Source organism: Gordonia otitidis (assembly GCF_020735545.1).
Classification (GTDB): Bacteria; Actinomycetota; Actinomycetes; order Mycobacteriales; family Mycobacteriaceae; genus Gordonia; species Gordonia otitidis.
The window spans coordinates 3,584,382-3,608,577 of record NZ_CP085974.1 but is presented as its reverse complement, the minus strand read 5'-3'; the positions used below and the strand labels follow the sequence as shown (position 1 = coordinate 3,608,577).

Here is a 24,196-nt window from a genome sequence, read left to right as displayed (position 1 = left end):
ATGTGTCGGACACACATGCGAGGATGAGCGCCATGAGTTATCCCGACAATACGAACCACGACCCAGCACAAGGTCAGCCCTACGGTTCCCCCTCCCCGTTCGGACCCTCACCGGCGGGTGAACAGTCCCTGCCACTGCCCTACGAGCACCGCACTGCCGACTCGTCCGCATACTTCGGCCCCAGCTACGGTGCGCCGGGCTACGGGGCGCCGGGCTACGGGGCGGGCCAGGGTCCTGTCGGTTACGGGCCCCAGGGCGGATACCTGGCGGCGGGATACCCGGGTGCAGTCGACCCGATGGCACCTTTCGGCCGCGACCCGTTCACCGGCGAACCCCTGTCGAACAAGTCCAAGGTGGCGGCCGGTCTGCTGCAGTTGTTCCTGGGCGGATTCGGGGCGGGCCGCTTCTACCTCGGCTACACCGCCATCGGTGTCACCCAACTGGTGCTGCTGATCATCGGCTGGATCACGTCCTTCTTCCTCATCGGGCTCTTCATCCTCGCGGGACTCAGCGTCTGGGTGTTGATCGACGCGATCATGATGTTCACCGGCAGCGTCCGCGACTCGAACGGGTACAAACTCCAGTCATGAGTCGAGCCTCACTCCGCGCTCGCTGTGCGACCATGGTGCCGTGACCAGCCCGCCTCCGCCGCCCGATCCGTCGTTCCGCCCGTCCCAGGGCGCCTTCGAGATGCCGCCGACCCCGGCGCCGGGCGACTATGCGGCGACACCAGCCATCGACGGCCCCATTCTGGTGTCGATCGGCGATATCGCGTGCACACATGCACAGGTCTTCACACCTGTGGGCAGTGCGCCGGTCCGGGGGTCACGCTGGAGCTTCGTCGACCTCTCGCGCACCACGCGCGAGATCCCGCAGTGGGCCATCATCGTGGCAGTGATCACCGCAGTCCTGTTCTGCGGACTCGGTCTGCTGTTCCTGCTGGTGAAGGAAGACCGCACCATCGGTCTCGTCCAGGTCTCCGTGGCGGCGGGAAATCTCACCTACACGACCGCGATCCCGGTGGCCTCCGCAGCAGCAATCGGAGACCTGATGGCTCGCGTCGAGTACGCGCAATCACTCGCCTATCAGGCGTAGTGCTCCTCTGCGCGGCCGACGCGGGCGAGAGTCGCGACAGCGCCTACCACCGTCGTCGCTTATCCGCCACAGCACTCGTGCGTTCCGTCGGTTGCCGTGACCCGCACATCACGGGTGATCTCGTTGCGCGCCGCCAACTCCTCGACCGGCGGGTAGTCGACGCCCACGAGGCACAGCCCGCGCGCCTCGGCGACGGGTACGGCAGCGCTGCGTTCGCGCTGATCCAGTAGCCCGCGACACCACTCGATATCGCGCCTACCGTCGCCGACAGACGCGACGGCACCCACGAGCGACCGCACCATCGACCAGCAGAACGCATCTGCGCTCACCTCAGCGATCAGCACGCCGTCGGCATCACGGGTCCACTCGAACCGCTGGAGATCGCGGATCGTCGTCGCGCCCTCGCGGCGACGACAGAATGCGGCGAAATCGTTGAGCCCCACCAACGCGGATGCTGCCGCGTTCATGGCATCGACGTCGAGCGGTCGACGCCACGCGGCAGTGGTGCGTGCGACGACAGGATCGGCACCGAACACCGCGTCGGTGAGCCGGTAACGGTAGTGACGCCGCAGCGCCGAGAACCGGGCGTCGAAATGCCGGCTGACGCTTGAGGCGTCCTTGATCCGCACGTCGTCGGGCAGCATCTTGGCCAGTCTGCCGACGAGCCGCGACGGATCGCCGCCGATCGAGCGGGTGTCGAGCGCCGACGCCGGGACGTCGGCATGCGCGACCTGCCCGGTGGCGTGCACGCCGGCATCTGTCCTGCCCGCGACGGTCAGGCGGACCGGCACCCGCAGGACCGTCGACAGCGTCGTCTCGAGCGTCTCGCACACCGTACGCTGAGCAACCTGCCGTGCCCAGCCCGCGAAATCCGTTCCGTCGTAACCGACGTCGAAACGCAGACGAACGGACCCGCCACCGGCAATGGTGGCGGGTCCGTTCGTGTCTGGCGTGTTCAGCCGTCCGACCTACTTGTCGTCAGCCTTGTCACCGTCAGCCTTGTCACCGTCGACGTCGGCGTCGGCGGCCTCGGCCTCCGGCGCAGTCGCGGCGGTCGACTCGTCGTCGACTGCCTCGGCAACGGCCTCGGCGTTCTCGACCTCGGCAGGCGTGGCCTCGTCGGTCACGGCCTCGACCACGTTCTCCGCCTCGGCGGGCGCGGTGGCCTTGTCGGCAGCAGCCTTCTTCGACGCGGCCGCACGCGTTGCGCGGGTGGCCTCGGTCGAGGCGGTGTTCTCACGCACCAGCTCGATCACGGCCATCGGGGCGTTGTCGCCCTTGCGTGGCAGCGTCTTGATGATGCGCGTGTAGCCGCCCGGACGGTCCGCGAAGAACGGGCCGATCTCGGCGAACAGTGTGTGCACGACGTCCTTGTCGCGGATGTCCTTCATCACCTCACGGCGGTTGGCCAGCTTGCCGGCCTTGGCGTGGGTGATGATCTTCTCCGCGTACGGACGCAGGCGCTTGGCCTTGGCTTCGGTGGTGGTGATGCGGCCGTGCTCGAAGAGCGAGGTGGCGAGATTCGCCAACATCGCCTTCTGGTGGCTGGCCGACCCGCCGAGGCGGGCACCCTTGGTGGGCTTGGGCATTGTCTTCTCCTAGGAGGACCCGACGATCGCTCGACGAGTCAGGGGTTTGGCAGTCGCAGCGACTAGAGCTGCTCGGTCTCCGCGAAATCCTCACCGGAGTCGGCGTCGAACGACGCGTCATCCGACCACGTACCGGTAGCCGGGTCGTAACCGGCGACCTGCGACGGATCGAAGCTGGCCGGGCTGTCCTTGAGCGACAGACCCAGAGCGTGCAGCTTGACCTTCACCTCGTCGATCGACTTCTGACCGAAGTTGCGGATGTCGAGCAGATCCGACTCGGTACGCGCAACCAGCTCGCCGACGGTGTGCACACCCTCGCGCTTGAGGCAGTTGTAGGAACGCACGGTCAGATCGAGATCCTCGATCGGCAGGCTGAACGACGCGATGTGGTCAGCCTCCGCAGGCGACGGCCCGATCTCGATGCCCTCGGCCTCGACGTTGAGCTCGCGAGCGAGACCGAACAGCTCGACCAGGGTCTTGCCCGCCGACGCCAGGGCGTCGCGTGCGCTGATCGAGTTCTTGGTCTCGACGTCGAGCACCAGACGATCGAAGTCGGTGCGCTGCTCGACACGGGTGGCCTCCACCTTGTAGGTGACCTTCAGCACCGGCGAGTAGATCGAGTCGACCGGGATGCGGCCGATCTCGGCGCCCGACGCCTTGTTCTGCACGGCCGGCACGTACCCACGACCCCGCTCGACGACGAGCTCGATCTCGAGCTTGCCCTTGTCGTTGAGGGTGGCGATGTGCAGATCCGGGTTGTGCACCGTGACGCCTGCGGGCGGCACGATGTCGGCACCGGTCACGGTGCCCGGACCCTGCTTACGCACGTACATGGTGACGGGCTCGTCCTCTTCGGAGCTCACCACGAGGCCCTTGAGGTTCAGGATGATGTCGGTGACGTCTTCCTTGACACCCGGGACGGTGGTGAACTCGTGCAGCACCCCGTCGATGCGGATGCTGGTGATCGCAGCACCCGGGATCGAGCTGAGCAGGGTACGACGCAGCGAGTTACCGAGGGTGTAACCGAAGCCGGGTTCGAGCGGTTCGATGACGAACTTCGACCGGTCGTCGGCGATGATCTCCTCGGTGAGGGTGGGTCGCTGTGAGATGAGCATTTCTTGATTTCTCCCTGTGGCCGACCGCTATATGACGGCCTAGAAGTGGACCGAACAGCCTCTGTGCTGCTTGGCTTCTGGATTTCGCGCGCCCCCCCCCGATCGCAACCACGCGGGTCCCGTCGGGGGTACGCAGGGGCACAAGCCCCCGTGCGCTACTTCGAGTAGAACTCGACGATGAGCTGTTCCTGCAGCGGAACCTCGATCTGCGCGCGCTCGGGCACGTTGTGCACGAGGATGCGCAGCGTCGACGGAACCACCTGCAGCCAGCCCGGAACCGGACGATCGCCGACGAGCTCCTTGGCGATCTGGAACGGGGTGGTCTGCAGCGACTTCGGACGGACGTCGATGATGTCGTACTGGCTGACGCGGTAGCTGGGGACGTCCACGCGGACACCGTTGACGGTGAAGTGGCCGTGGGTCACCAGCTGACGTGCCTGACGACGGGTACGTGCCAGACCGGCGCGGTACACGACGTTGTCGAGGCGGGTCTCCAGGATGCGCAGCAGCTCGTCGCCGGTCTTGCCGTTACGACGATTGGCTTCCTCGTAGTAGCGACGGAACTGCTTTTCCATCACTCCGTAGGTGAAGCGTGCCTTCTGCTTCTCCTGCAGCTGCTGCAGGTATTCGCTCTCCTTGATCCGCGAGCGGCCGTGCTGGCCGGGCGGGTAGGGGCGACGCTCGAACGCCTGGTCTCCTCCGATGAGGTCGACGCGCAGACGACGGGACTTCTTTGTTGCGGGGCCGGTATAACGAGCCATGTTTTCTCTTCCTCCCTTTCCCGCTAGACCCGACGCCGCTTGGGCGGACGGCAACCGTTGTGCGGCTGCGGGGTGACATCGGAAATGGTGCCGACTTCGAGGCCGGCTGCCTGCAGCGACCGGATGGCGGTCTCGCGACCCGACCCCGGTCCCTTGACGAACACGTCGACCTTCTTGACGCCGTGCTCCTGGGCCTTGCGCGCAGCGTTCTCGGCCGCGAGCTGAGCCGCGAACGGGGTGCTCTTGCGCGAGCCCTTGAAGCCGACGTGACCCGACGATGCCCAGCTGATGACATTGCCGTTGGGGTCGGTGATCGACACGATGGTGTTGTTGAACGTCGACTTGATGTGTGCGTTGCCGTGCGGGACGTTCTTCTTATCGCGACGGCGGGTGCCCTTCTTGGGGCCTGCGCTACGTGACTTCGGAGGCATTACTTCTTCTTCCCGGCGATGGTCTTCTTCGGGCCCTTACGAGTGCGGGCATTGGTCTTGGTGCGCTGTCCACGAACGGGCAGGCCACGACGGTGGCGCAGTCCCTGGTAGCAGCCGATTTCGATCTTGCGACGGATATCGGCCTGCACCTCGCGGCGCAGATCACCCTCGACCTTCACCGAGGCTTCGATGTACTCGCGCAGCTTTGCGACGTCTGCGTCGGTGAGGTCCTTGGCGCGCAGATCGGGGCTGAGCCCGGTGCCCGCAAGGATCTCCTTGGAGGTGGTACGGCCAACTCCGTAGATGTAGGTCAGTGCGATCTCCAGCCGCTTCTCGCGGGGAAGATCGACACCAGCAACACGTGCCATGTGGCGGATTTCCTTTACTTTTCAGAGGTCTTCTCCCAGTCCGTCCCCTACTCTGCGAGAGGCCCCGGCCTCTGCACGAAGTGAGTTGCACTCGCTTCGCGGTGTCTGCGGTGTCCCGCATGACACAGTCCGGAGGTGGGCGGTGACGCGTCTGTCGCCGCTGGTGCTGGGAGGGCTTCACAAATTCTGCTCAGCTCTGGTGTGCATATTCAGTTGTGTGTGTCACCAAGCGATCTGGTGGGGGTGCCCCGCGGTCTGCGACCTCGGGTGTGATCAGCCCTGACGCTGCTTGTGGCGCAGGTTCTCGCAGATCACCATGACCCGGCCGTTGCGGCGGATCACTTTGCACTTTTCACAGATCGGCTTGACGCTCGGCTGAACCTTCACGTCAATCTCTCCTGTTGTCGCCCGTGGGCACGACCAGATGGCCACACCGCACGAGTGGGTTGTCCCGGACCGGTCTCGGCCGGGAAGTCTTACTTGTATCGGTAAACGATGCGCCCGCGACCGAGGTCGTACGGCGAGAGTTCCACGACGACCCGGTCCTCGGGCAGGATGCGGATGTAGTGCTGCCGCATCTTGCCGCTGATGTGGGCGAGAACCTTGTGACCGTTCTCCAGCTCAATGCGAAACATCGCATTGGGCAGGGGTTCGATGACCCGTCCCTCGACCTCGATGGCCCCGTCTTTCTTCGCCATGTCCTCCGCGATCCTCGGCGGTGTCGCGATCCGTTCGCCGGCCACAGGCCTGGTCGACGAACGATTCACCCCACCGCCCGGTTGAATCAGTGTTTATCCGTTAGTGTGTTGGCACCCGCCTTGCGAGCGGGGCCTGGTCACGATGTCTCCGGCCACGCCCATCGAGTGGATGGCATGCGCATGCCGGCACGACAAGCGCACCGACGTTCAATCCTACGCGAACTGCACGAACAGTCCAAACCCGTGCCGTCGACCCTCTGGCCCACCCCGACTCGCGACGGATTCCGAAGCGTGCAGTGGCGATCACGACCGCGATACGAACCGGACATTTGCCCCGCGAGAATGACCATCCGGTGAACTCTGCTCGAAGGCTTTCTCACCGCACCGGATACCGGCGGCATCGCGTTCAGGGGACGCCCACTCTGGATTCGTGGACCTCACAACACTGTCAGTCGTCGGCATCATCGCGCTCGCGGCGCTGTTCGACTTCACCAACGGCTTCCACGACTCCGCCAACTCGATTGCCACTGTGGTCGCGACGCACGTGCTCAGGCCCAAGGTCGCGGTCCTCTGGGCGGCGAGTTGGAACTTCCTGGCCTTCTTCCTGATCGGCACCGCGGTCGCCGACACAGTCGGCGAGACGGTCAAGTCGCAGTACTACAGCGTCGCCGTGGTCTTTGCCGCACTGCTCGCGGCCGTCATCTGGAACTTCCTGTCGTGGCACTTCGGCATCCCGACGTCGTCGTCGCACGCGCTCATCGGTGGACTGGTCGGCGCGGCGCTGGTCAAGGGCGGCATCGACGCGATCAAGGCGTCGAGCGTCGAGAAGACCGCGGCATTCATCGTGATCTCGCCATTGGCGGGTCTGCTGCTCGGCGGGACACTCATGCTGATCCTGCGCGCAGTGCTCTTCCGCGCGCCCGTCCTGCGCACGGAAAAACTCTTCCGCTGGTTCCAGCTCGCGTCGTCGGGCGCCATCTCGCTCGCCCACGGCGGCAACGACGCCCAGAAGACCATGGGTGTCGTCGCCGGACTCCTCGTCGCGACCGGCCACCTCACCAAGGCCGGCTCGTCACTCCCGGTACCCGACTGGGTGGCCCTCGGCTGCTATCTGTTCATCGCACTCGGCACGCTGTCGGGCGGTTGGCGCATCGTTCGCACCATGGGCAGCGGCATCACCCGGCTGCGTCCCGTGAGCGGATTCTGCGCCGAGACGGGTGCGGCGATCGCACTGTTCGGGTCGACGGCTCTCGGCGCACCCGTCTCGACGACCCACACGGTTGCCGGTTCGGTCGCGGGAGTGGGCACCACCAACCGCAACAGCACCGTCAACTGGGCGGTGTTCCGCAAGATGGCGGTGGCCTGGGTGGTCACGATGCCCGCGGCGGCGATGGTGGCGGCACTGGTCTACGGCCTGACCCAACTTCCCAACATCGCAGCGTCGACGATCGTGTTGAGTGTGCTGATCACGGGTCTGCTCGTGCTGCTCTGGAAGTCGCTGCGCGCGGCGCCGAAGGCCGCCGACGTCGAAGCGGATCTGGACAAGCAGGCCGAGGAGGAGTTCCCCATGCTCGCCGGAGCGGGCTCGATCATTCCCAGTGGCAGGCCGAAGCGGAAACCGCACCACGGTCACGCCGGACATCGTGAACCAGCCCGGAACTCCTCCGACGACGCGGCCGCGGTCGATGACACCGCGGCGAACACCGACGACGACAACGCAAGGAAGAAGGCTCTCGACGACCTCGACAAGGTGACCGCCGACCAGGTTCCCGAGATGTCGTGGTGAGGCCCCGGCGGCACTGGAAGCGCAGATCGCGTCTGTGCCGCATAGGTACTGTGCCACGCTGAGACATGGGCACCATCGACGACTATCTGGCCGATCTCGACGACGATGACCGAGCTGTCATCGACCACATCTATTCGACGGCGCGCGCGACCGTCTCAGACACCGAGCAGGGCACGGGTTATGGGATGCCCGCGCTGGTCTATCGCGGCAAACCACTGCTTTCGGTGATGCGCGCGAAGAAGCACATCGGCATCTATCCGTTCAGCGCCGATGCGGTGTCGGCAGCGACGCCCGCGTTCGACGGATTCGACATCGACAAGGGCACCATCCGGTTCCAGCCGTCGAACCCTCCTTCCGACGACGCCATCCGCACTCTGGTGACCGCTCGACGCGACCAGATCGACTGACCTCTGCGCGGTGCCAGCCGCCCACGTGTCCTGGGACACACTATCGGTGTACATTCGCAGTCATCACTCTGACACTGACGTCAGTGTCAGCAGATCGGTGACGCAGAGACAGGTGGGAGCTCATGGCGCGAATTCTGGTGGCCAACCGCGGTGAGATCGCAGTACGGATCGTTCGTGCCGTTCACGAACTCGGGGACACGGCCATCGCCGTCTACTCCGCCGACGACGCCGATGCGATGCATGTCGGTCTCGCCGACGTCGCACGTGCACTACCCGGCAGCGGTCCGGCCGCCTATCTCGACGCCACAGCCATGATCGACGCGGCCCGCAGCGCCGACGCCTCGATGGTGCATCCGGGATACGGATTCCTGAGCGAGAACGCCGCGTTCGCCCGCGCCGTCACCGACGCGGGCATCGTGTTCATCGGCCCGTCACCCGAGACGCTCGACGCGCTCGGCGATAAGACCGCCGCCCGTGCGTTGGCCGAGAAGGCGGGAGTGCCCGTCGTACCCGGCACCTCGGGACCCGCGACACTCGACGATGCACGCGCGTTCTTCGACGAACACGGGCCACTCATGGTCAAGGCCGCGGCAGGCGGCGGAGGACGCGGGATGCGTGAGGTCTGGCGTTCCGACGAGTTGGCGGACGCCTACACCCGCTGTGCGTCCGAGGCCGTCGCTGCCTTCGGTGACGACACACTGTTCGTCGAGAAACTCGTCGACCGCCCACGCCACATCGAGGTGCAGATCGTCGCCGACCAGCACGGCGCGATCACCCACCTGTGGGAACGCGACTGCAGTATCCAGCGTCGCCACCAGAAGGTCGTCGAGGTCGCTCCGAGTCCGGGACTCGACGCACACGTCCGTTCGCAGATTCTCGACGCCGCCGTCGCCCTCGCGCGTGCGGCCGACTACGTCACCGTCGGCACGGTCGAATTCTTGTTGTCCGGCAGGGACTTCTACTTCATGGAGGCCAATCCGCGTCTGCAGGTCGAGCACACGGTGACCGAGGAGATCACCGGCGTCGACTTGGTCACCACCGAGATCCGACTCGCGGGCGGCAACTCCCTCGCCGATGTCGGACTCTCCGACCGCCCCGCGCCGCGCGGATTCGCCATCCAGTGCCGTCTGAACGCCGAGACCCTCGACGAGAACGGCGAACCCCGTTCCACCGCAGGCACGATGACCCGATTCGACATGCCGACGGGCCCTGGCGTCCGCGTCGACACCGGTTCCTGCGCGGGCACGACCGTGAGTCCCTGCTTCGATTCCCTTCTGGCCAAGGTGATCACCACCGGCTCCTCGTTCGCCGCTGCGGCACGACGAGCGGCGTCGGCCCTCACCGAGGTCGACACCAGCCCGGTGGCGACCAACCGTGCCCTGCTGCACGCAGTGGTGACCGACCCCGCCTTCGTCGCCGGCGACTTCGACACCTCGTTCCTACCCGCCCGTCTCGACGACTTCGCGCGCCATCGGGCCCCAGAGCCCTCGGACACCGTGGTCGCACGTCCTGAATCCTCCTCGCCGGCAGCAGATCTCGATATCCCCGAGGGCGCGCTGGTCGTCCGCGCGCCGATGGCGGGAGTGGTCGTCTCGACGTCGGTGGACGTCGGTGCCGAGATACCCGGCGCGACCGGTGTCGTCGTCATCGAGGCCATGAAGATGGAACATGTGGTCCGCGTCGACGCCGACGTCCACGTCACGAATGTCCTCGTCTCCCCCGGCACCGTCGTCGAAGCGGAGGCACCGCTGCTCGTCGTCGAGCCCGCGACTGCACCGGTGGCGACACCGGCCGCGGATCGGAACGAGCAGTCCGACTGGTCGCCAGAGGTCGAGGAGATCGAACGACGCAGGCAATTCGCGCTCGCCATGGGTGGGCCGAAAAAGATCGCACGCCAGCATGATTCCGGACGACTCACCGCTCGTGAACGCATCGAAACATTCGGCGACAGCGGCTCGTTCGTCGAGATCGGCGCGCTGTCGGGCTTTCCGACACTCGACGCCCATCAGCAGACCGTGTCCGTCTCGCCCACCAACTTCTTGGCGGGGACGACGCAGGTCGACGGTCGCAAGGTCGCACTCGGCGTCGACGACTTCACCGTCCGCGGAGGTGCCGGCGACGCGGCGATCCACGAGAAGCAGATCTATCTCGAGCGGTACGCGAACGAGATGCGACTACCGATGGTCCGCCTGCTCGACGGGCAGAGTGGCGGCGGAAGCATCAAGATGGTGCTCGACGCCGGTTACACCTACGTCCCCATCAATCCGGGCTGGGATGCCGTGGTGGACAACATGTCCCTGGTCCCGGTCGCCGCGGCGGCACTCGGCCCCACCGTCGGCCTCGGCGCTGCGCGACTGGTGATGTCGCATCTGTCGGTGCTTGTCGACGGTGTCGGGCAACTGTTCACAGCCGGTCCACCCGTCGTACGCAGCGCGACCGGCGAAGACCTCACCAAGGATGAGCTGGGCGGCCCGGAGATCCACCGCGACAACGGTTCGGTCGAACGTATCGTCGCGAGCGAGGCCGAAGCCTTCGAGGTGATCCGGTCGTTCCTGTCCTACCTGCCGACCAGCGTCTTCGAGGTCCCTCCGATCATCGACTGCGACGATCCGATCGGCCGCCGCGACGAGTCTCTACTGAACGCGATCCCCCGAAATCAGCGCCGCCCGTACGAGATCTCGCCGATTCTCGACGCGGTCTTCGACACCGGATCGGTGTTCCGCTACGCCGACTACGGAGGTGGCACGCTCACCGCGCTCGCCCGACTCGACGGCCACCCCGTCGGCGTCGTCGCTGCCGACCCCGCCATGGGCGCCACGATGTCGGCATCCGGCGCACTGGCCATCACCCGCCTCGTCGACCTCTGCGAGACCTTCCATCTGCCCGTCGTCAGCCTCACCGACCAGGCGGGCATGACGATCGGGACGGCCGCGGAACGCAGGGCGACGATCCGACATGGCGCGCGTGCGATCAGCGCGATCTACCAGGCACGGGTACCGCAGGCCGAGATGATCCTCCGACGCGTCTACGGCGTCGGCGGTGCCGGGATAGTGAATCGCCATCGGGCACAACGCACATGGGCCTGGCCGTCGGGCGACTGGGGCTCGTTGCCGATGCAGGGCGGCGTCGAGGCCGCCTTCGGCGCGCAGATCGAGGCCGCCGACGATCCCGCCGCCGAAGCCGAACGCATCCGTGAGACGTTCTCGGCGTTGACGTCACCCTTCCGGACGGCCGAGCGGTTCGGCGTCGCCGACATCATCGATCCCCGCGACACCAGAAGCCTGCTGTGCGACTGGGTTCACGACGCCTATCGCATTGTTCCGACCCTGCTCGGTCGCCCGTGCTTCGGCACCCGACCCTGACCACTTCGAAACCCTCTCACCGCACACCCACCTGGAGACCCCATGTCGATCCCGGAATCCGCTACCCACACAGCATTCGACGCAGCAGCGCTGCTCCGGCTCCTCACCGCCGACGGCGAATTGATCACCGAACGACTCGACCACTGGGCCGCAGCGCGTCCCGACGCGCGTTTCCTCTACTACGGAGAGGATTCGGTCTCGCTGACCTACCGCGAGTTCGGCTCCCTGACCGACACCGTGGCCGGGAACCTCGCGCGCGCAGGCGTCGGTGAAGGTGCGCGCGTCAGCGTGCTCACCACCAACTCCTACCTGGCGACGGTGTTGATGTTCTCGATCTGGAAGGCGGGCGCCGTCTACTGTCCGATCAACTTCTCCTACGTAGGCAGACTGCTGGCCTACCAACTCGACGACACGGCACCGGCATTGCTGGTCACCGACGCAGCACACGTGTCGGTGGTCAACGACATCGCCGACTCCCTGGACACGGTCCCTCGGGTCGTCGTCTACTCTCCCCCGCCGGGAGCACATGATCACGTGCCCGAGATCGTCGACGTGCACCCGCGTTTCGATCGTCTCGACTGGGCCGAGCTCATCGCGCCGGCAGCGCGACCCGACGTCACCGTCTCCTTCGACGACCCGGCCAACATCGTGTACACGTCCGGGACGACAGGTCCTGCGAAAGGGGTTGTCCAACCGTACCGATGGATGGCTCAGTACACCTACGGCCTGCGGGCACTCCTGACCCCCGACGACGTCGTCTACAACGACCTTCCCATGTATCACGTCGGTGGTGCCATCGCCAACGTCGCCCGTGCGGCCTGGGTCGGATGCGCGGTCGCCGTCTGGGATAGGTTCAGCCCCAGCGACTTCTGGCGTCGGATCGACACCTCCGGTGCGACGACCGCGATTCTCCTCGACGTGATGATCCCGTGGCTGATGAACGCCGAACCGCGCTCCGACGACCGCGCCAACACGCTGAACAAGGTGTACCTCCAGCCGCTGCCCAGCCACCACTCCGACATCGCGACGCGCTTCGGATTCGACGTCGTCATGGCGGGCTTCGGACAGACCGAATCAGGCGCGCCGGTCAGCGCTTTCCTCATGGAGACCGAACCAGGTGCGGGCACACCCGACGAGCTCTACCGTGGCCTCGATCATGCCGGCATCACGAAACGCGCTGAGGAACTGGGCATCCGACTCCTCCCCGGTAAAGACGTCACGCGCAAGGGATTCATCGGCACCCCCGGCCCGTTCTGCGAGGTCACCATTCTCGACGAGCACGACGCCGACTGTGGGATCGAGGAACCGGGGCAGCTCGCGCTGCGCCCACGTCTGCCCGGGCTGGTGATGCGCGAATATCACGGCAAGCCCGAAGCGACCGTCGACGCGTGGCGTAATCTGTGGCTCCACACCGGCGACGCCGCGGTTCGCGGAGCCGACGGTAACCTGTACTTCGTCGACCGCCTCGGCGACAGAATCCGGGTCAGGGGTGAGAACCTCTCGTCCTATCAGGTGGAGGACCTCCTCAATCAGCATCCCGCCGTTGCCTTGTGTGCCGCCTTCGCCGTACCCGCCGCCAATGGAGACGAGGACGACGTCGTGGTATTCGTGGTCCCGGCCGACGGCTCGGGCATCGGCGTCGAGGACGTGCATGCCTACGCCGACGAGGTGATGCCCAAGTACATGCGGCCGCGTATCGTTCGCATCGTGGACGATCTGCCCCGCACGGCGACGAACAAGATCGAGAAGTACCGACTGCGCGCGCAGATCGTCGCCGAGTCGTCCGCCGCCACGGACGGCCGGACCGGTCAGCGTCCGACGGTCTCGCCGTGACCGGGCAGGCCGCGTGGGCGCGGGCACGCAGCGACCGCGAGGGCCGGGAGCACTCGACCAGAACCGACCTGTTGTCAAGTGCCGCAGACGTTTTCGCCTCTCGCGGGTACGCGCACACGACGATCGCCGACATTACGGACGCCGCGGGTGTGTCGCGAGCGTCGTTCTACCTGTACTTCACCTCGAGATCCGACGTCTTCGTCTCCGTCGCGGGCAGTGTCCGCGATGACTTCCTGGCGGCGCACGAAATCCCCGACGTCGACGAGAGCGACCCGGTGGAACTCGGTCGTGCGTCGTCGGCCGCGTTCCTGACCGCGTACGCGCGGCACCTCGACCTCATGACGGTCATCGAACACCAGGCGCTCGCCGACGAGACGATCGCCGAGATCTGGCGCGAGATCCAGGAACGTCCACGACGACGGGTGATCCGCTATGTGCGTCGCCTCGCCGAGCAGGGCGACGCACATCCCGCCGCCGATGCGGAGTCGATCGCGGAAGCCGTTCTCGGCATGTTCGAGCGATTCGCTCGACGACGGATCACCGATCCCGACGAGTTCGAGAGTGCCGTGACGTCATTGAACGCGATGTACCTACGGCTGCTGGGAATCGAACAACCCGAGCCGACCGACGGCAGGTAGTCGGCGGCACGCCGTCCCCACAGGATCACCGACACAACACGCCCGGGGGACTTGATGGTTCCATGCAAGCTGGTCTCCGTCACGTACCGTCGCCACTGTGACCCCAGCCACTGTCACTCGTCGGGGATTCCTTCACGCGACGGGACTCGCCGCGATCGTCGCCGCGATCGCGCAGGCCGATCCGGCGCATGCGGAGCCGCTCGGCGGCTACCCGCCGTTGCCGTCGCCGGTGCAGCAGATCTTCGACTCCGTACGGCGCGCTTCGCACGAGGCGCTCACCGGCGTCGCGGCGATGGTCATGCCTGGCGACGACGCCTACTCCCGCGCCCAACGCGTCACCGCACGTGGTCCCGGGGCCGTATCCGACGACGGCGCAGTCCAATTCATCGCTCTCATCGACCGCTTCCTGCCGCAGAGCGACGCCCTCGTGCGCCCGATCGCGGTCGCGTTGTCGACCACCCTGGCCGATCTCTCGGTTCCGGCGGCACAGTTACCCGAACCCGCGACAGCGCGGGCGATCGACCGCGCCCTCGGCGTCGGCGACAACGACCGCACGTTCCCGCTGTCGCTGGCCGCCGGCCTCGTACTGAACGTGTCGGCGGTGTTGGCAGGAAGCCGGTTCGGCGCCGGCCCCTTCGCCTCCCCCTTCGCCAACGCGGATTTCGACACCAAGTGTCGAGCGTTCGAGCTGATCGAGCAACCCGCCGCCGATCTGCTGGCAGTGTTCGATTCCGCTCTGCCCCAACCACTCCGAGGTTCCGGATCGGGGCTTCTGCGATTCGTGGGCGGGATTCTGCTCGACGGCGCGGCATTCACGGTCTGGAGCGAACACCGACTCTACGACGTGGCGACACGGCGCCTACGACGGCGGCCGGCAGCCTGGGACATCACTGATTACCGGCCTCATGGAATCGTCGACGGCCACGACGAGTTTCGCGGCTACTACCGTGGTATGGAGGAATTCTGAGTGCGTGATGTCATCGTCGTCGGAGCCGGAGGTGGCGGCCCTGTTGTCGCCGCAGAACTCGCGATGCAGGGCCTTGATGTGTTGCTCCTCGAAGGCGGTCCCCGCCAGGGGAATCCGGCCACACAGTGGTCGCATCTCGAGTTCGACGCGAACGACCCGACTGCGGGATTCCTCCGTTTCGGGCCGGGAGACCGTCGCAAGCCCGGCTGGTTTCGTGAGTGGGCGCAGAACAGCTTCGTCTGGGAACTGGCCGGGGTCGGCGGTACCACGCAGCACTTCTTCGGCAATTCACCGCGTCCCTACAAGGGCGTGTTCAGCGGGTATGACGGACCAGATCGTTCTGAGTACGACACCGCACATCGCTTCCCGTTCACCTATTCGGAACTGGTGCCCTATCTCGAGTGGGTGGAGGAGACCCTCCCGGTGAAACCCGCACCGATGGGCACCAAGGAAGCGTTGTTCTTCCGCGGCTGCGAAGGGCTGGGTCTGCCCCTTCAGCGTGGTAGGGACACCACCGGCGCCGCCTATCGACCGCAGCCCAACTGCATTCTGCACCCCGGCGGCAATGCCGGCAGGACGTCGGAGAAATCGTTGCTCACGTACCCGCAAGCAACCGGGTGCACATTCTGTGGGCACTGCTTCCAGGGCTGCTACCTCCCGTTGCACGCGCCGCGCAACCAGTTGGCCAGACGCTCGACGGACAACAGCTATGTGCCGCTGGGACTGGCAGCCGACCGTGTGCGCACGGGCGGCCGCGCGGTGGAACTGCGCGCGGATTCGTTCGTGACTCAGGTACACACCGCGCGATCGGGGAACGGAGTACGGGCCTCTGGTGTTTCGTGGCGCGACAACAATTCGGGAGAGCGGTTCCGTGAGGACGCACGCGTGGTCGTGTTGGCGGCCGGAGCCACCGAGACGCCCCGACTCTGGTTCAACAGCGGGTTGCCCAATCCGAACGACTGGGTGGGCAGAGGGCACACCGATCACTGGTTCGACTGGGTGGTGGGGTTGTTCGACGAGGACACGGGCAACACGCGTGGCGGGAACTCCTGCGCGCGCGTCGAACTCCCCGGCTACGGGTGTTTGGAGAACTCCGGGGTGACACCTGGTATCCAGGCGTTCACGATGAGTCTGTCCAACAGCGGTATTCGCGGGAAGTACACCAACGGGCGCGGGATGCGCGGTCCATGGGACGGTCCGACCGGCCGTCTGGCCGGTGACGAACTCCGGGAATTCATGGCGCACGGGATCGACCGCATGCTGAACGTCCTGTGCATCACCGACGATCATGTGGAACCCGAATGTCGCATCGTCCCTTCGGCTTTCCCTGCCGACTCCAACGGCGCGGTAGCCAAGATCGACATCGACATCCGGAAGCGGTCGGCGCCGACGCGGCGCAATCGCGAACACGTCGCCGCAACAGCGGCCCGCCTGCTACGCAAGGCCGGTGCCCACACGATCTACCGCATGGATTGGGCGCCACTGCTGCTGCACGTGCACTCATCGATGAGGATGGGGATCTCTGCACGGAATTCCGTGGCTCGCGACACCTGCGAAGCCCGGTTCGTCGACCGCCTCTACATCGCCGACAACTCTGTTCTCGCGAATTCGCTCGGTGGCCCCAATCCGACTCTCACGACCCAAGCAGTGGCGACCCGGTGCGCCGAGAAGATCATGGCGAGGTACTTCGGCGGTGATCCATGGGTACGCACTTCCGCGCCCGTCGTCACCACCGACGACCGGATCACGCGACGCATGGTCGAGTTGGGACTCTGACACCCCGACCACGAGCACCCGGGGTTGCCCACGGGACAATCCGCCGGGCCGCCACCACAGCTCGGCGGTCTTTGGCAAGATCTTGGACATGCGTGCATTTCTGCTCCAGTCGGCGCTTTCGGGCGTCGCGCTGTGGATCGCGACCTTGATCGTGCCGGGCCTGAGTTTCCAGTTCCCCGACTCCGCGTCGGGATGGGAGAAGTTCGGGATCGTCGTGCTCGTTGCGCTGATCTTCGGTGTGGTGAACGCCTTCATCAAGCCGATCGTGCAGCTGTTCTCCATTCCGCTCTACATCCTGACCCTCGGCCTCATCCACATCGTCATCAACGCGTTCATGCTCGAGATCACGTCGTGGATCACCCACAACACCACGCACTGGGGACTTCAGGTCGACAGCTTCTTCTGGGCCGCGATCTTCGGCGCACTGGTGATCTCGGTCGTCAGCTGGTTGATCTCGATGGTGCTGAAGGAACCGGTTCGCTAGTGCCGCAGCGCGGCGTCAGGCGGTGATGATCGCGGCGAGTTGCTCGACAGGCGTCTTCGATCCGAGTACCTGGATCGCCACGTGATTCGCACCCGCGGCGAGATGCTCGTCGAGCCGCGCCTTCACCTGGGCAGCGGTTCCGTACGCGACGAGGTCGTCGATCAACGCGTCGCTGCCTCCGTCGGCGATGTCCTCGTCGGTGTAGCCGAGTCGCTTGAGATTGTTGGTGTAGTTGCGCAGGTGCAGATAGGGCTTGTCGACCGGCGGCCGCCCCACGGCGCGTGCCTCCTGCGCGTCTTCGGTCAGGACCACTTTGTGCTCAGGTGCGAGCAGGGCGTCGGGGCCGAGTATCTCGCGCGCCTGCGCGGTGTGCTCGGGCGTCGTCAGATAGGGATGCGCACCCAGTGACCGTTCCGCCGACATACGCAGCATGCGCGGTCCGAGTGCCGCGAGCAGTCGACGGTTGGGCGGAACCTGCTTGCCGTCGAGTGCGTCGAGGTAGCGGCCGACGGCCTTGAACGGGGTCGTGTACTCCGACGTGGCCTCGGGGTGTCCCGCGCCGATACCGAGGTAGAACCGTCCGGGGAAGTCACGCTCGAGTGCGTGGAACTCCCCGGCGATCACGTAGGGGATTGAGTTCCAGATGTTGACGATGCCCGTCGCGACCGTGATGTTCTCGGTCGCCTCGAGGATCGTGCGGATGGGGTGCAGGTTCTCCGGTGATCCGCCGAGCCAGATCGTCCCGTATCCGAGTTCCTCGATCTGTCGCGCCTCGTCGGGCGAGAACTGTTTGAACCAACCCCACGCGCCGTAGGTGCCGAACCTCGCGATGTGCTCTGCCTTGGACTGCCCGGCCTTCGATTGCCCTGCGTTGGATGAAGCGGTCATGTTCACAGCGAACCTCATCGTCGCTCGCTCGTATTCCGAGGCGTCGAAGTCGTCACCAGATCTTCATCTTGGTCGTGGCGACACTCCGGGTCGTACCACCGCCGAGTCGCACCGGTTCTCGATCTGTGATGCTGGTCGAATGCGTGCGGTGATCCAGCGAGTGTCCAGCGGTTCGGTGCGTGTCGACGGTGAGACCGTCGGCGAACTCCACATCGCTGCAGGCGCCCAGGGTCTCGTCGTCCTGGTAGGGGTCACCCACGACGACACCCCTGCGCATGCGGCGAAGCTCGCCGACAAGATCTGGCGACTACGCATCCTCGACGGCTCGGACGGGCGTGAGGATTCCGCGGCAGATCTCGACGCCCCGATCCTCGTCATCAGTCAGTTCACCCTCTACGCCAACGTCGCCAAGGGCAGAAGGCCCTCCTGGAACGCCGCCGCACCCGGGCCGGTCGCCGAGCCCCTCGTCGACGCCGTGGTCGCAGAACTGCGCGCAGCGGGAGCCACGGTCGCCACCGGACGATTCGGAGCGCACATGGAGGTGTCGCTGGTCAACGACGGCCCGGTGACGCTCGTCGTCGACGTGTGAAACCACGTTCTCGCGCGGCATGAGCGTTTTCGGGGAGGTTACTGTGGCGAGATGGGACGTATCACCGCTCGACGGCGGGTCACCCGCGTCCGACGCGGTGCGCAGCCGACGACACGCGTCGACGTGCTGGCCGTCGAGGAGCCGTTGGAGATGCGCGTCAACGGCACGCGCCTCGCGGTCACGATGCGCACGCCCGGCCACGACGTCGAACTCGCGTCGGGTTTCCTCGTGTCCGAGGGTGTGCTGACCCGTCACGACGAACTGGCGACCGCCCGCTATTGCGCGGGAACCGACGACGACGGACTGAACACCTACAACGTGCTCGATCTGGCACTCGCGCCCGGCGTGATCGGTCCCGACCCTTCCCTCTCGCGAGACTTCACGATCTCCAGCGCGTGCGGTGTGTGCGGCAAGGACAGCATCGAATCGGTCAGTACGCGTTCACGATTCGACGTGTCCGACGATCCGGTGAGTGTCGACGCCGATACGGTGCTCGATCTGCCCGAACGACTGCGTGGCCACCAGAAGGTGTTCGCGAAGACCGGTGGACTACATGCGGCGGCGCTGTTCGACGCGTCGACCGGTGAACTGCGCGTGGTCCGTGAGGATGTCGGTCGCCACAACGCTGTCGACAAGGTCGTGGGGTGGGCGCTCGCCCGCGATCTTCTGCCACTTCGCGGGCAAATTCTGCAGGTGTCGGGTCGGGCCAGCTTCGAGCTCGTACAGAAGGCTGTGATGGCGGGCATCCCGGTACTGTCGGCGGTGTCGGCACCGTCGTCGTTGGCCGTCGAGCTCGCCGAGGAGCACGGGCTGACACTGGCAGGGTTCGTCCGTGGCCAGTCGATGGTGCTCTACGCCAGAGAAGACCGCATCATCTGCGGTAACGGTCCCGGCTCCGAGGGCGAACGAACAGTTGCGAGCGAGCAGGAGGGCATACGATGAAGAGCTTCTGGTGCGGTGCTGTGATTCCCGACTGCGACATGCGTTTCACGGCCGACTCCGAGGAGGTCCTGCTCGAGAGCATTGCTCAGCACGCAGCCGCCGAGCACGACGTCGAGGCGCTGTCCGCGGACACTCTCGCTCTGGTCAGAAAATCGATCACCGACACGGCCGAGTGACTACCGACCATCGGCCACCACTCGTCGGCCAGCACACGCGGCCCACGGACGCCGACCTCGAGTGCGCTGTCGACGCGCTGATCGACCGCGGTGGCGCCCCGTCGCTGATGTTCCAGCCGATCGCGCACCTCCCACAGATGAATGTCGCCGGATACGAAGTCCTGAGCCGTTTCTCCTGCCACCCCGGTGCCGGACCGGACCGATGGTTCGCCGCGGCTCAGCGCATCGGGCGCGAAGCCGAACTGAGCGCTCTCGTCTTGACCAAGGCATTGTCGTCGAGGTCGCAGCTTCCGCCGAGATGCTTTCTGTCCATCAATATCTCGCCCGAGGCGTTGCTCTCGGACCAGGTCGAGCGGCTACTCGGATCCGGTCCACTGGACCGCATCGTCTTCGAGCTGACCGAACACAGCGTCGTCAACGATTACCACATCGTCGCTTCCGCAATAGCCAACATTCGCAGTCTCGCAGGGTTCGTGGCAGTCGACGACGCAGGGGCCGGCTACGCCAGTCTGCGTCACATTCTCGCGTTGCGACCCGACTTCGTGAAGCTCGACAGCTCACTGGTGCAGGACCTTCACCGTGACCAGGCCAAGTCGGCGTTGGTGGAGATGTTCGGCGAGTTCGCGAGCCGCATTGACGCGTGGCTCGTCGCCGAGGGAATCGAGGGACAACGCGACCTTCATCGGCTGCGTCAATTGGGCGTGCCGCTGGGCCAGGGATATCTGTTGGGTCGGCCGTCCGAGTCGATGCAGGCTCTTGCACCCGAGACCGTCGATGCGGCCCCCACCGCGCTCGCGGCACCGACCGAGACCGTCGCGGCATTCGTCGACGTCGGTCATACCGCAGGTTTCGACACCAGCGACACCGAGTTGCGCGCCACCCTGGACTCCGACTCCGACACCCCCGCGATCACCCTGCTCGACTGCTACTCACGACCTGTCCGGCTGGCGTTGCGCGACGGCAGCCGAGGGGTCCGCAGAGACCACGCCATGTGCGTTCTCAGTTCATCCGGACGCCACGAAGTCCTCCGGCGTGCGATGACTCGTCCCCTGAAGCGACGGTTCGACCCGCTCGTGTGCTGCGACGAAGCAGGAAGCTACACCGGACTCATCCCGATCGACCGCCTGATCGGCGCCCTAGCAGCCGACTGAGGCGAGTGCCCCCGAACGTCGTACGGCACATCGCCGTCCCGTTGAAGTAAGTAGTTAGTAACTAGTAATCTACGTGCATGGCACGGATGACAGCGGCAGACCGACGCGCCCAGGTACTCTCGGTCGCCGCCGAGGAATTTGCGGCGCACGGGTTGCACGGCGCGTCCACCGAGACGATCGCGCGCAACGCAGGAATCACGCAGCCCTACATCTTCCGGATGTTCGGGACCAAGAAGGCACTGTTCCTTGAACTGGTCGGGATGTCCTTCGACCGCGTCACCGACGCGATGCTCGACGCCGCAGCAGGACGAAGCGGACTCGACGCCCTTGCCCTGATGGGGCAGCAGTACTACGAACTCCTCACCGACACAACCAATCTCCTGTTGCAGTTGCAGGGTTTCGCCGCCGCGGGCGACGTCGAGGTGCGCGATGCTGTGCGCGAGCGGTTCGCACGCATGTGGGACGCGGTCGCCGATGCCACCGGCCTCGACCCGGTGACGATCAAGTCGTTCCTCGCGTTCGGCATGCTGCTCAACGCGGGTGCCGCGCTCGACGTCGGCGATGTCGACGAGCCGTGGGCACACGGTGTGCGGACACTCATCGAACCCGGGTTGTTCCACCACATCACGAGCGAGACCAACCGATGACCGGAGCAGCGCCCGAGGCTCAGCTGGCCGGACGGCGCGCCACCGGACTGGGCGCTGCTCTCGTGGGTGTCGGCCTGGTCGTCGCCGTCATCGGCAGCCTGGGCGCACCCCTGATCACCCCGGTTGCGAACGGACTTCACGTCTCGCTCGATGCCGCGCAGTGGACGCTCACCGTCACGCTGTTCGCCGGCGCCATCGCAGGACCTGTGCTGAGCCGCCTGGGCAGCGGTCCGCTGCGTCGTCGCGTGATCCTGTGGTGTCTGATGATCGTCGTGGTCGGCGGCATTCTCACGACGATCGCGGCGTCGTTCCCGCTCCTGCTCCTCGGTCGCGCGCTGCAAGGTATCGGCCTCGGCGGAGTTCCGCTGTTGATGAGCGTGGCGCGTGGTCACCTGTCGGATCGACGTGCGGCATCGACGATTTCCGCACTGTCGGTGGCCTCGACGGTGGGCATCGGAGTGGGTTACCCACTGATGGGCTTCCTCGATCAGATCGCAGGCCTGCGCGCAGCCTACGGTTGCGGGCTTGCACTCTCACTGACCGCGTTGCTCGTCGCGTGGATCGCGCTGCCCACGGAACGTCCCGGCCCCCTACCGCGCATCGACTGGCTCGGTGGCCTCCTGCTCGCTGTGGCAACACTGGGGCTGTTGCTCCTCGTTGCCGAGCCCGCCGTGTGGCAGTCACCGTGGACCGCAGTAGCCATCCCGGCCGTCGCGGGTGCATCACTGCTCGCATGGGTCTTTGTCGAACTACGCACCGCTACACCACTGGTCGACGTTCGGCTACTCAGTACGCCGTCGGTACTGCGCGCCAACATCGCGATGGCGGTGGCGGGCGTCGGACTCTATCTGTTGTTCAGCGTGTTCACCCGCTACGTTCAGACGCCCGCCGACGCCGCATACGGATTCGCGCTTCCCGGTGCCGCCGCGGGCGCCGCGCTCATCCCGTTCTCCGTGCTGGGTTTCCTCGCAGGCAAGGCATCACCGAGCCTCATCGCACGCTCCACAGCACGGTCTGTGTACATCGGCGCATCCGTGACCGCCATGCTCGCCGCAGTCGTCTTCGCCACCGCCAGTGGATCATTGGCTGCGGTCTTGATCGCCATGGCGGTGCTCGGCTATGGAGTCGGAGGGATCTCGGCCGCCATGCCCGTACTCGTGCTGGTCGGCGTGCCGCAGTCCGAGACCGCGAGCGTGCTGACGATCAACCAGGTTGTCCGCAGCATCGGGTTCGCCGTCGGAAGCGCACTCGCGGGCGTACTGCTGGCCACCGCCACGCCTGCCGGCGCAGTGCTCCCAACCCAGCAGGGTTTCGTGACCGCCGCGTGGTGGTCACTGCTGCCGCTCGGGCTCGCAGCGGTGATCGTCGGCGCCGCCGGCACGCGCTCTCGCCTCAGAGCCGATTGCCCGTTTCGGCGTCGAACCAGTGCAGCTCGTCCGGATCCGGGATCAGACCGAGTGACTCCCCGACCCTGAACTCGTTGCGATGATCGGCCCGTACGACGATCCGCCCGTCCCGCACCGCCACATCGGCGGAGCAGTACACGAATTGCTCCGAACCGAGTTCCTCGACGAGCTCGACCCGAGCCGTCAGTGCCCCGAGCGAGCCGGGCCCGGTGATCTGCCACGACTCGGCACGCAACCCGACGACCACCCGCGGGGGTGCCGGACGCGGAGCCGCGATCTCGGCGTCGCCGAGAAGTGCGCGCCCGGTGTCGACGTCGACGTCGATCAGGCACATCTGCGGCGAGCCCATGAATCCGGCGACGAACGTGTTGACCGGCCGCGCGTAGATCTCACGCGGACTGCCCACCTGCTGGAGGACACCTTTCCGCATCACGGCCACGCGGTCGCCCATCGTCATCGCCTCGACCTGGTCGTGGGTGACGTACAGCGTGGTGACGCCGAGGTCGCGTTGGAGTGCGGCGATCTGTGCGCGTGTGCTCACACGGAGTTTGGCGTCGAGATTCGACAACGGCTCGTCCATGCAGAACACCTTGGGCCGCCGAACGATCGCGCGTCCCATCGCCACCCGTTGCCGCTGTCCACCCGACAGCTTCGAAGGCTTGCGGTCGAGCAACTCGTCGAGTTCGAGCATCGCGGCCACCTCACCGACACGACGTGCGGTGTCTGCCTTGCTCATTCCCGCGTTGCGCAACGCGAATCCCATGTTCTGCCCGACGGTCATGTTCGGGTAGAGCGCATAGTTCTGGAACACCATCGCCACATCACGGGATTTGGGCTCGAGGCCGACGACGTCTCGCCCGTCGATACTGATGGACCCGGACTCCACCGAGTCGAGTCCGGCCAACATCCGCAGCGTCGTCGACTTCCCGCATCCCGACGGCCCGACGAGAACCATGAACTCACCGTCGGCGACGTCGAGGTCGAGGTGGTCGACGGCGGGCGGCGCGTCGTCGCTGAACCGACGCGTCGCGCCGTCGAAGGTCACCGCCGCCACGGCACGACCTCACCAGAGACGATCTCGATCGCG

Annotated in this window: 26 protein-coding genes; 16 read left to right on the top strand and 10 right to left on the bottom strand. The window is 66.0% G+C overall.

Annotated elements, in window-relative coordinates; all coding sequences use genetic code 11:
- Positions 1-32 precede the first annotated feature (32 nt).
- Both LK459_RS16435 and LK459_RS16430 read left to right on the top strand, forming a co-directional pair.
- On the top strand, positions 33-590 hold the full coding sequence (locus tag LK459_RS16435) for a TM2 domain-containing protein (RefSeq protein WP_227919614.1): 558 nt from the start codon (positions 33-35) through the stop codon (positions 588-590).
- A gap of 40 nt (positions 591-630) precedes the next feature.
- Positions 631-1,095 carry a hypothetical protein gene (locus LK459_RS16430; protein ID WP_227919613.1) on the top strand — a complete coding sequence of 155 codons (465 nt, stop codon included), beginning with the start codon at positions 631-633 and terminating at the stop codon, positions 1,093-1,095.
- A 59-nt stretch (positions 1,096-1,154) separates the two neighbouring features.
- Here LK459_RS16430 and truA read toward each other — a convergent pair whose 3' ends face one another.
- The 8 genes from truA to infA form a co-directional block, all read right to left on the bottom strand.
- The gene (gene truA, locus LK459_RS16425) at positions 1,155-2,054 is read right to left on the bottom strand and encodes a tRNA pseudouridine(38-40) synthase TruA (RefSeq protein WP_407648803.1); all 900 of its coding nucleotides are present in this window, start codon (positions 2,052-2,054) and stop codon (positions 1,155-1,157) included.
- A 9-nt stretch (positions 2,055-2,063) separates the two neighbouring features.
- Positions 2,064-2,684 (bottom strand): 50S ribosomal protein L17, encoded by a 621-nt coding sequence (gene rplQ / locus LK459_RS16420; protein WP_227919612.1) that lies wholly within the window; start codon positions 2,682-2,684, stop codon positions 2,064-2,066.
- A 62-nt stretch (positions 2,685-2,746) separates the two neighbouring features.
- Positions 2,747-3,799 carry a DNA-directed RNA polymerase subunit alpha gene (locus tag LK459_RS16415; RefSeq protein ID WP_007240059.1) on the bottom strand — a complete coding sequence of 351 codons (1,053 nt, stop codon included), beginning with the start codon at positions 3,797-3,799 and terminating at the stop codon, positions 2,747-2,749.
- A 155-nt stretch (positions 3,800-3,954) separates the two neighbouring features.
- On the bottom strand, positions 3,955-4,560 hold the full coding sequence (gene rpsD, locus LK459_RS16410; protein ID WP_007240058.1) for a 30S ribosomal protein S4: 606 nt from the start codon (positions 4,558-4,560) through the stop codon (positions 3,955-3,957).
- A 23-nt stretch (positions 4,561-4,583) separates the two neighbouring features.
- Entirely contained in the window at positions 4,584-4,991 is a 408-nt protein-coding gene (gene rpsK / locus LK459_RS16405; protein ID WP_007240057.1) for a 30S ribosomal protein S11, read from the bottom strand.
- Positions 4,991-5,359 carry a 30S ribosomal protein S13 gene (gene rpsM / locus LK459_RS16400; RefSeq protein ID WP_005170495.1) on the bottom strand — a complete coding sequence of 123 codons (369 nt, stop codon included), beginning with the start codon at positions 5,357-5,359 and terminating at the stop codon, positions 4,991-4,993. The genes rpsK and rpsM overlap by 1 nt, the downstream gene beginning before the upstream one ends.
- Before the next feature lie 273 nt (positions 5,360-5,632).
- Positions 5,633-5,746 (bottom strand): 50S ribosomal protein L36, encoded by a 114-nt coding sequence (gene rpmJ, locus LK459_RS16395; protein WP_005207978.1) that lies wholly within the window; start codon positions 5,744-5,746, stop codon positions 5,633-5,635.
- Positions 5,747-5,835: 89 nt separating this feature from the next.
- Complete coding sequence (gene infA, locus LK459_RS16390) at positions 5,836-6,057, bottom strand: translation initiation factor IF-1 (protein ID WP_005170487.1); 222 nt, start codon at positions 6,055-6,057, stop codon at positions 5,836-5,838.
- A gap of 430 nt (positions 6,058-6,487) precedes the next feature.
- Between infA and LK459_RS16385 the strand changes: the two genes are divergently transcribed.
- The 8 genes from LK459_RS16385 to LK459_RS16350 all read left to right on the top strand — a co-directional run bounded on the left by LK459_RS16385 (position 6,488) and on the right by LK459_RS16350 (position 17,310).
- Positions 6,488-7,843: an inorganic phosphate transporter gene (locus tag LK459_RS16385; protein WP_227919611.1), complete on the top strand. Its 1,356-nt coding sequence runs from the start codon at positions 6,488-6,490 to the stop codon at positions 7,841-7,843.
- A gap of 65 nt (positions 7,844-7,908) precedes the next feature.
- On the top strand, positions 7,909-8,250 hold the full coding sequence (locus tag LK459_RS16380) for an iron chaperone (protein ID WP_227919610.1): 342 nt from the start codon (positions 7,909-7,911) through the stop codon (positions 8,248-8,250).
- A 122-nt stretch (positions 8,251-8,372) separates the two neighbouring features.
- A complete protein-coding gene (locus LK459_RS16375) occupies positions 8,373-11,612 on the top strand; it encodes a carboxyl transferase domain-containing protein (protein WP_227919609.1) in 3,240 nt (1,079 codons plus the stop codon).
- A 42-nt stretch (positions 11,613-11,654) separates the two neighbouring features.
- The gene (locus LK459_RS16370) at positions 11,655-13,445 is read left to right on the top strand and encodes an AMP-binding protein (protein ID WP_227919601.1); all 1,791 of its coding nucleotides are present in this window, start codon (positions 11,655-11,657) and stop codon (positions 13,443-13,445) included.
- Positions 13,442-14,083, top strand: coding sequence for a TetR/AcrR family transcriptional regulator (locus LK459_RS16365; RefSeq protein ID WP_007237871.1), 642 nt, complete (start codon positions 13,442-13,444; stop codon positions 14,081-14,083). The genes LK459_RS16370 and LK459_RS16365 overlap by 4 nt, the downstream gene beginning before the upstream one ends.
- A gap of 97 nt (positions 14,084-14,180) precedes the next feature.
- Positions 14,181-15,050, top strand: a complete 870-nt coding sequence (locus LK459_RS16360; protein ID WP_227919599.1) for a twin-arginine translocation signal domain-containing protein — start codon at positions 14,181-14,183, stop codon at positions 15,048-15,050.
- Positions 15,051-16,826, top strand: coding sequence for a GMC family oxidoreductase N-terminal domain-containing protein (locus tag LK459_RS16355; RefSeq protein ID WP_227919597.1), 1,776 nt, complete (start codon positions 15,051-15,053; stop codon positions 16,824-16,826). It abuts the gene before it with no gap.
- A gap of 88 nt (positions 16,827-16,914) precedes the next feature.
- Complete coding sequence (locus LK459_RS16350) at positions 16,915-17,310, top strand: phage holin family protein (protein ID WP_227919595.1); 396 nt, start codon at positions 16,915-16,917, stop codon at positions 17,308-17,310.
- Between the two features lie 15 nt (positions 17,311-17,325).
- Here LK459_RS16350 and LK459_RS16345 read toward each other — a convergent pair whose 3' ends face one another.
- Complete coding sequence (locus tag LK459_RS16345; RefSeq protein ID WP_227919594.1) at positions 17,326-18,198, bottom strand: LLM class F420-dependent oxidoreductase; 873 nt, start codon at positions 18,196-18,198, stop codon at positions 17,326-17,328.
- Between the two features lie 139 nt (positions 18,199-18,337).
- Between LK459_RS16345 and dtd the strand changes: the two genes are divergently transcribed.
- The 6 genes from dtd (at position 18,338) to LK459_RS16315 (ending at position 23,178) form a co-directional block, all read left to right on the top strand.
- Positions 18,338-18,787 carry a D-aminoacyl-tRNA deacylase gene (gene dtd, locus LK459_RS16340; protein WP_007237876.1) on the top strand — a complete coding sequence of 150 codons (450 nt, stop codon included), beginning with the start codon at positions 18,338-18,340 and terminating at the stop codon, positions 18,785-18,787.
- Between the two features lie 51 nt (positions 18,788-18,838).
- Positions 18,839-19,729, top strand: a complete 891-nt coding sequence (gene fdhD / locus LK459_RS16335) for a formate dehydrogenase accessory sulfurtransferase FdhD (protein ID WP_227919592.1) — start codon at positions 18,839-18,841, stop codon at positions 19,727-19,729.
- Positions 19,726-19,905, top strand: coding sequence for a DUF1059 domain-containing protein (locus tag LK459_RS16330; protein WP_007237878.1), 180 nt, complete (start codon positions 19,726-19,728; stop codon positions 19,903-19,905). The genes fdhD and LK459_RS16330 overlap by 4 nt, the downstream gene beginning before the upstream one ends.
- Complete coding sequence (locus LK459_RS16325) at positions 19,902-21,056, top strand: EAL domain-containing protein (protein ID WP_227919590.1); 1,155 nt, start codon at positions 19,902-19,904, stop codon at positions 21,054-21,056. Before LK459_RS16330 ends, LK459_RS16325 begins: the two co-directional genes overlap by 4 nt.
- A 77-nt stretch (positions 21,057-21,133) precedes the next feature.
- On the top strand, positions 21,134-21,703 hold the full coding sequence (locus LK459_RS16320; RefSeq protein ID WP_227919589.1) for a TetR/AcrR family transcriptional regulator: 570 nt from the start codon (positions 21,134-21,136) through the stop codon (positions 21,701-21,703).
- Complete coding sequence (locus tag LK459_RS16315) at positions 21,700-23,178, top strand: MFS transporter (RefSeq protein ID WP_227919587.1); 1,479 nt, start codon at positions 21,700-21,702, stop codon at positions 23,176-23,178. Before LK459_RS16320 ends, LK459_RS16315 begins: the two co-directional genes overlap by 4 nt.
- Here LK459_RS16315 and LK459_RS16310 read toward each other — a convergent pair.
- Positions 23,096-24,163 (bottom strand): ABC transporter ATP-binding protein, encoded by a 1,068-nt coding sequence (locus LK459_RS16310; RefSeq protein WP_227919585.1) that lies wholly within the window; start codon positions 24,161-24,163, stop codon positions 23,096-23,098. The two genes, LK459_RS16315 and LK459_RS16310, sit on opposite strands and share 83 nt — an antisense overlap.
- Positions 24,164-24,196: the final 33 nt, after the last annotated feature.

Coding starts and splice junctions, on each gene's coding strand:
- LK459_RS16435 (WP_227919614.1), top strand. CDS start 33: ATGAGTTATCCCGACAATACGAACCACGACCCAGCACAAGGTCAGCCC.
- rplQ (WP_227919612.1), bottom strand. CDS start 2,684: ATGCCCAAGCCCACCAAGGGTGCCCGCCTCGGCGGGTCGGCCAGCCAC.
- LK459_RS16415 (WP_007240059.1), bottom strand. CDS start 3,799: ATGCTCATCTCACAGCGACCCACCCTCACCGAGGAGATCATCGCCGAC.
- rpsD (WP_007240058.1), bottom strand. CDS start 4,560: ATGGCTCGTTATACCGGCCCCGCAACAAAGAAGTCCCGTCGTCTGCGC.
- rpsK (WP_007240057.1), bottom strand. CDS start 4,991: ATGCCTCCGAAGTCACGTAGCGCAGGCCCCAAGAAGGGCACCCGCCGT.
- rpsM (WP_005170495.1), bottom strand. CDS start 5,359: ATGGCACGTGTTGCTGGTGTCGATCTTCCCCGCGAGAAGCGGCTGGAG.
- infA (WP_005170487.1), bottom strand. CDS start 6,057: ATGGCGAAGAAAGACGGGGCCATCGAGGTCGAGGGACGGGTCATCGAA.
- LK459_RS16380 (WP_227919610.1), top strand. CDS start 7,909: ATGGGCACCATCGACGACTATCTGGCCGATCTCGACGACGATGACCGA.
- LK459_RS16375 (WP_227919609.1), top strand. CDS start 8,373: ATGGCGCGAATTCTGGTGGCCAACCGCGGTGAGATCGCAGTACGGATC.
- LK459_RS16370 (WP_227919601.1), top strand. CDS start 11,655: ATGTCGATCCCGGAATCCGCTACCCACACAGCATTCGACGCAGCAGCG.
- LK459_RS16350 (WP_227919595.1), top strand. CDS start 16,915: ATGCGTGCATTTCTGCTCCAGTCGGCGCTTTCGGGCGTCGCGCTGTGG.
- LK459_RS16345 (WP_227919594.1), bottom strand. CDS start 18,198: ATGACCGCTTCATCCAACGCAGGGCAATCGAAGGCCGGGCAGTCCAAG.
- dtd (WP_007237876.1), top strand. CDS start 18,338: ATGCGTGCGGTGATCCAGCGAGTGTCCAGCGGTTCGGTGCGTGTCGAC.
- fdhD (WP_227919592.1), top strand. CDS start 18,839: ATGGGACGTATCACCGCTCGACGGCGGGTCACCCGCGTCCGACGCGGT.
- LK459_RS16330 (WP_007237878.1), top strand. CDS start 19,726: ATGAAGAGCTTCTGGTGCGGTGCTGTGATTCCCGACTGCGACATGCGT.
- LK459_RS16320 (WP_227919589.1), top strand. CDS start 21,134: ATGGCACGGATGACAGCGGCAGACCGACGCGCCCAGGTACTCTCGGTC.
- LK459_RS16315 (WP_227919587.1), top strand. CDS start 21,700: ATGACCGGAGCAGCGCCCGAGGCTCAGCTGGCCGGACGGCGCGCCACC.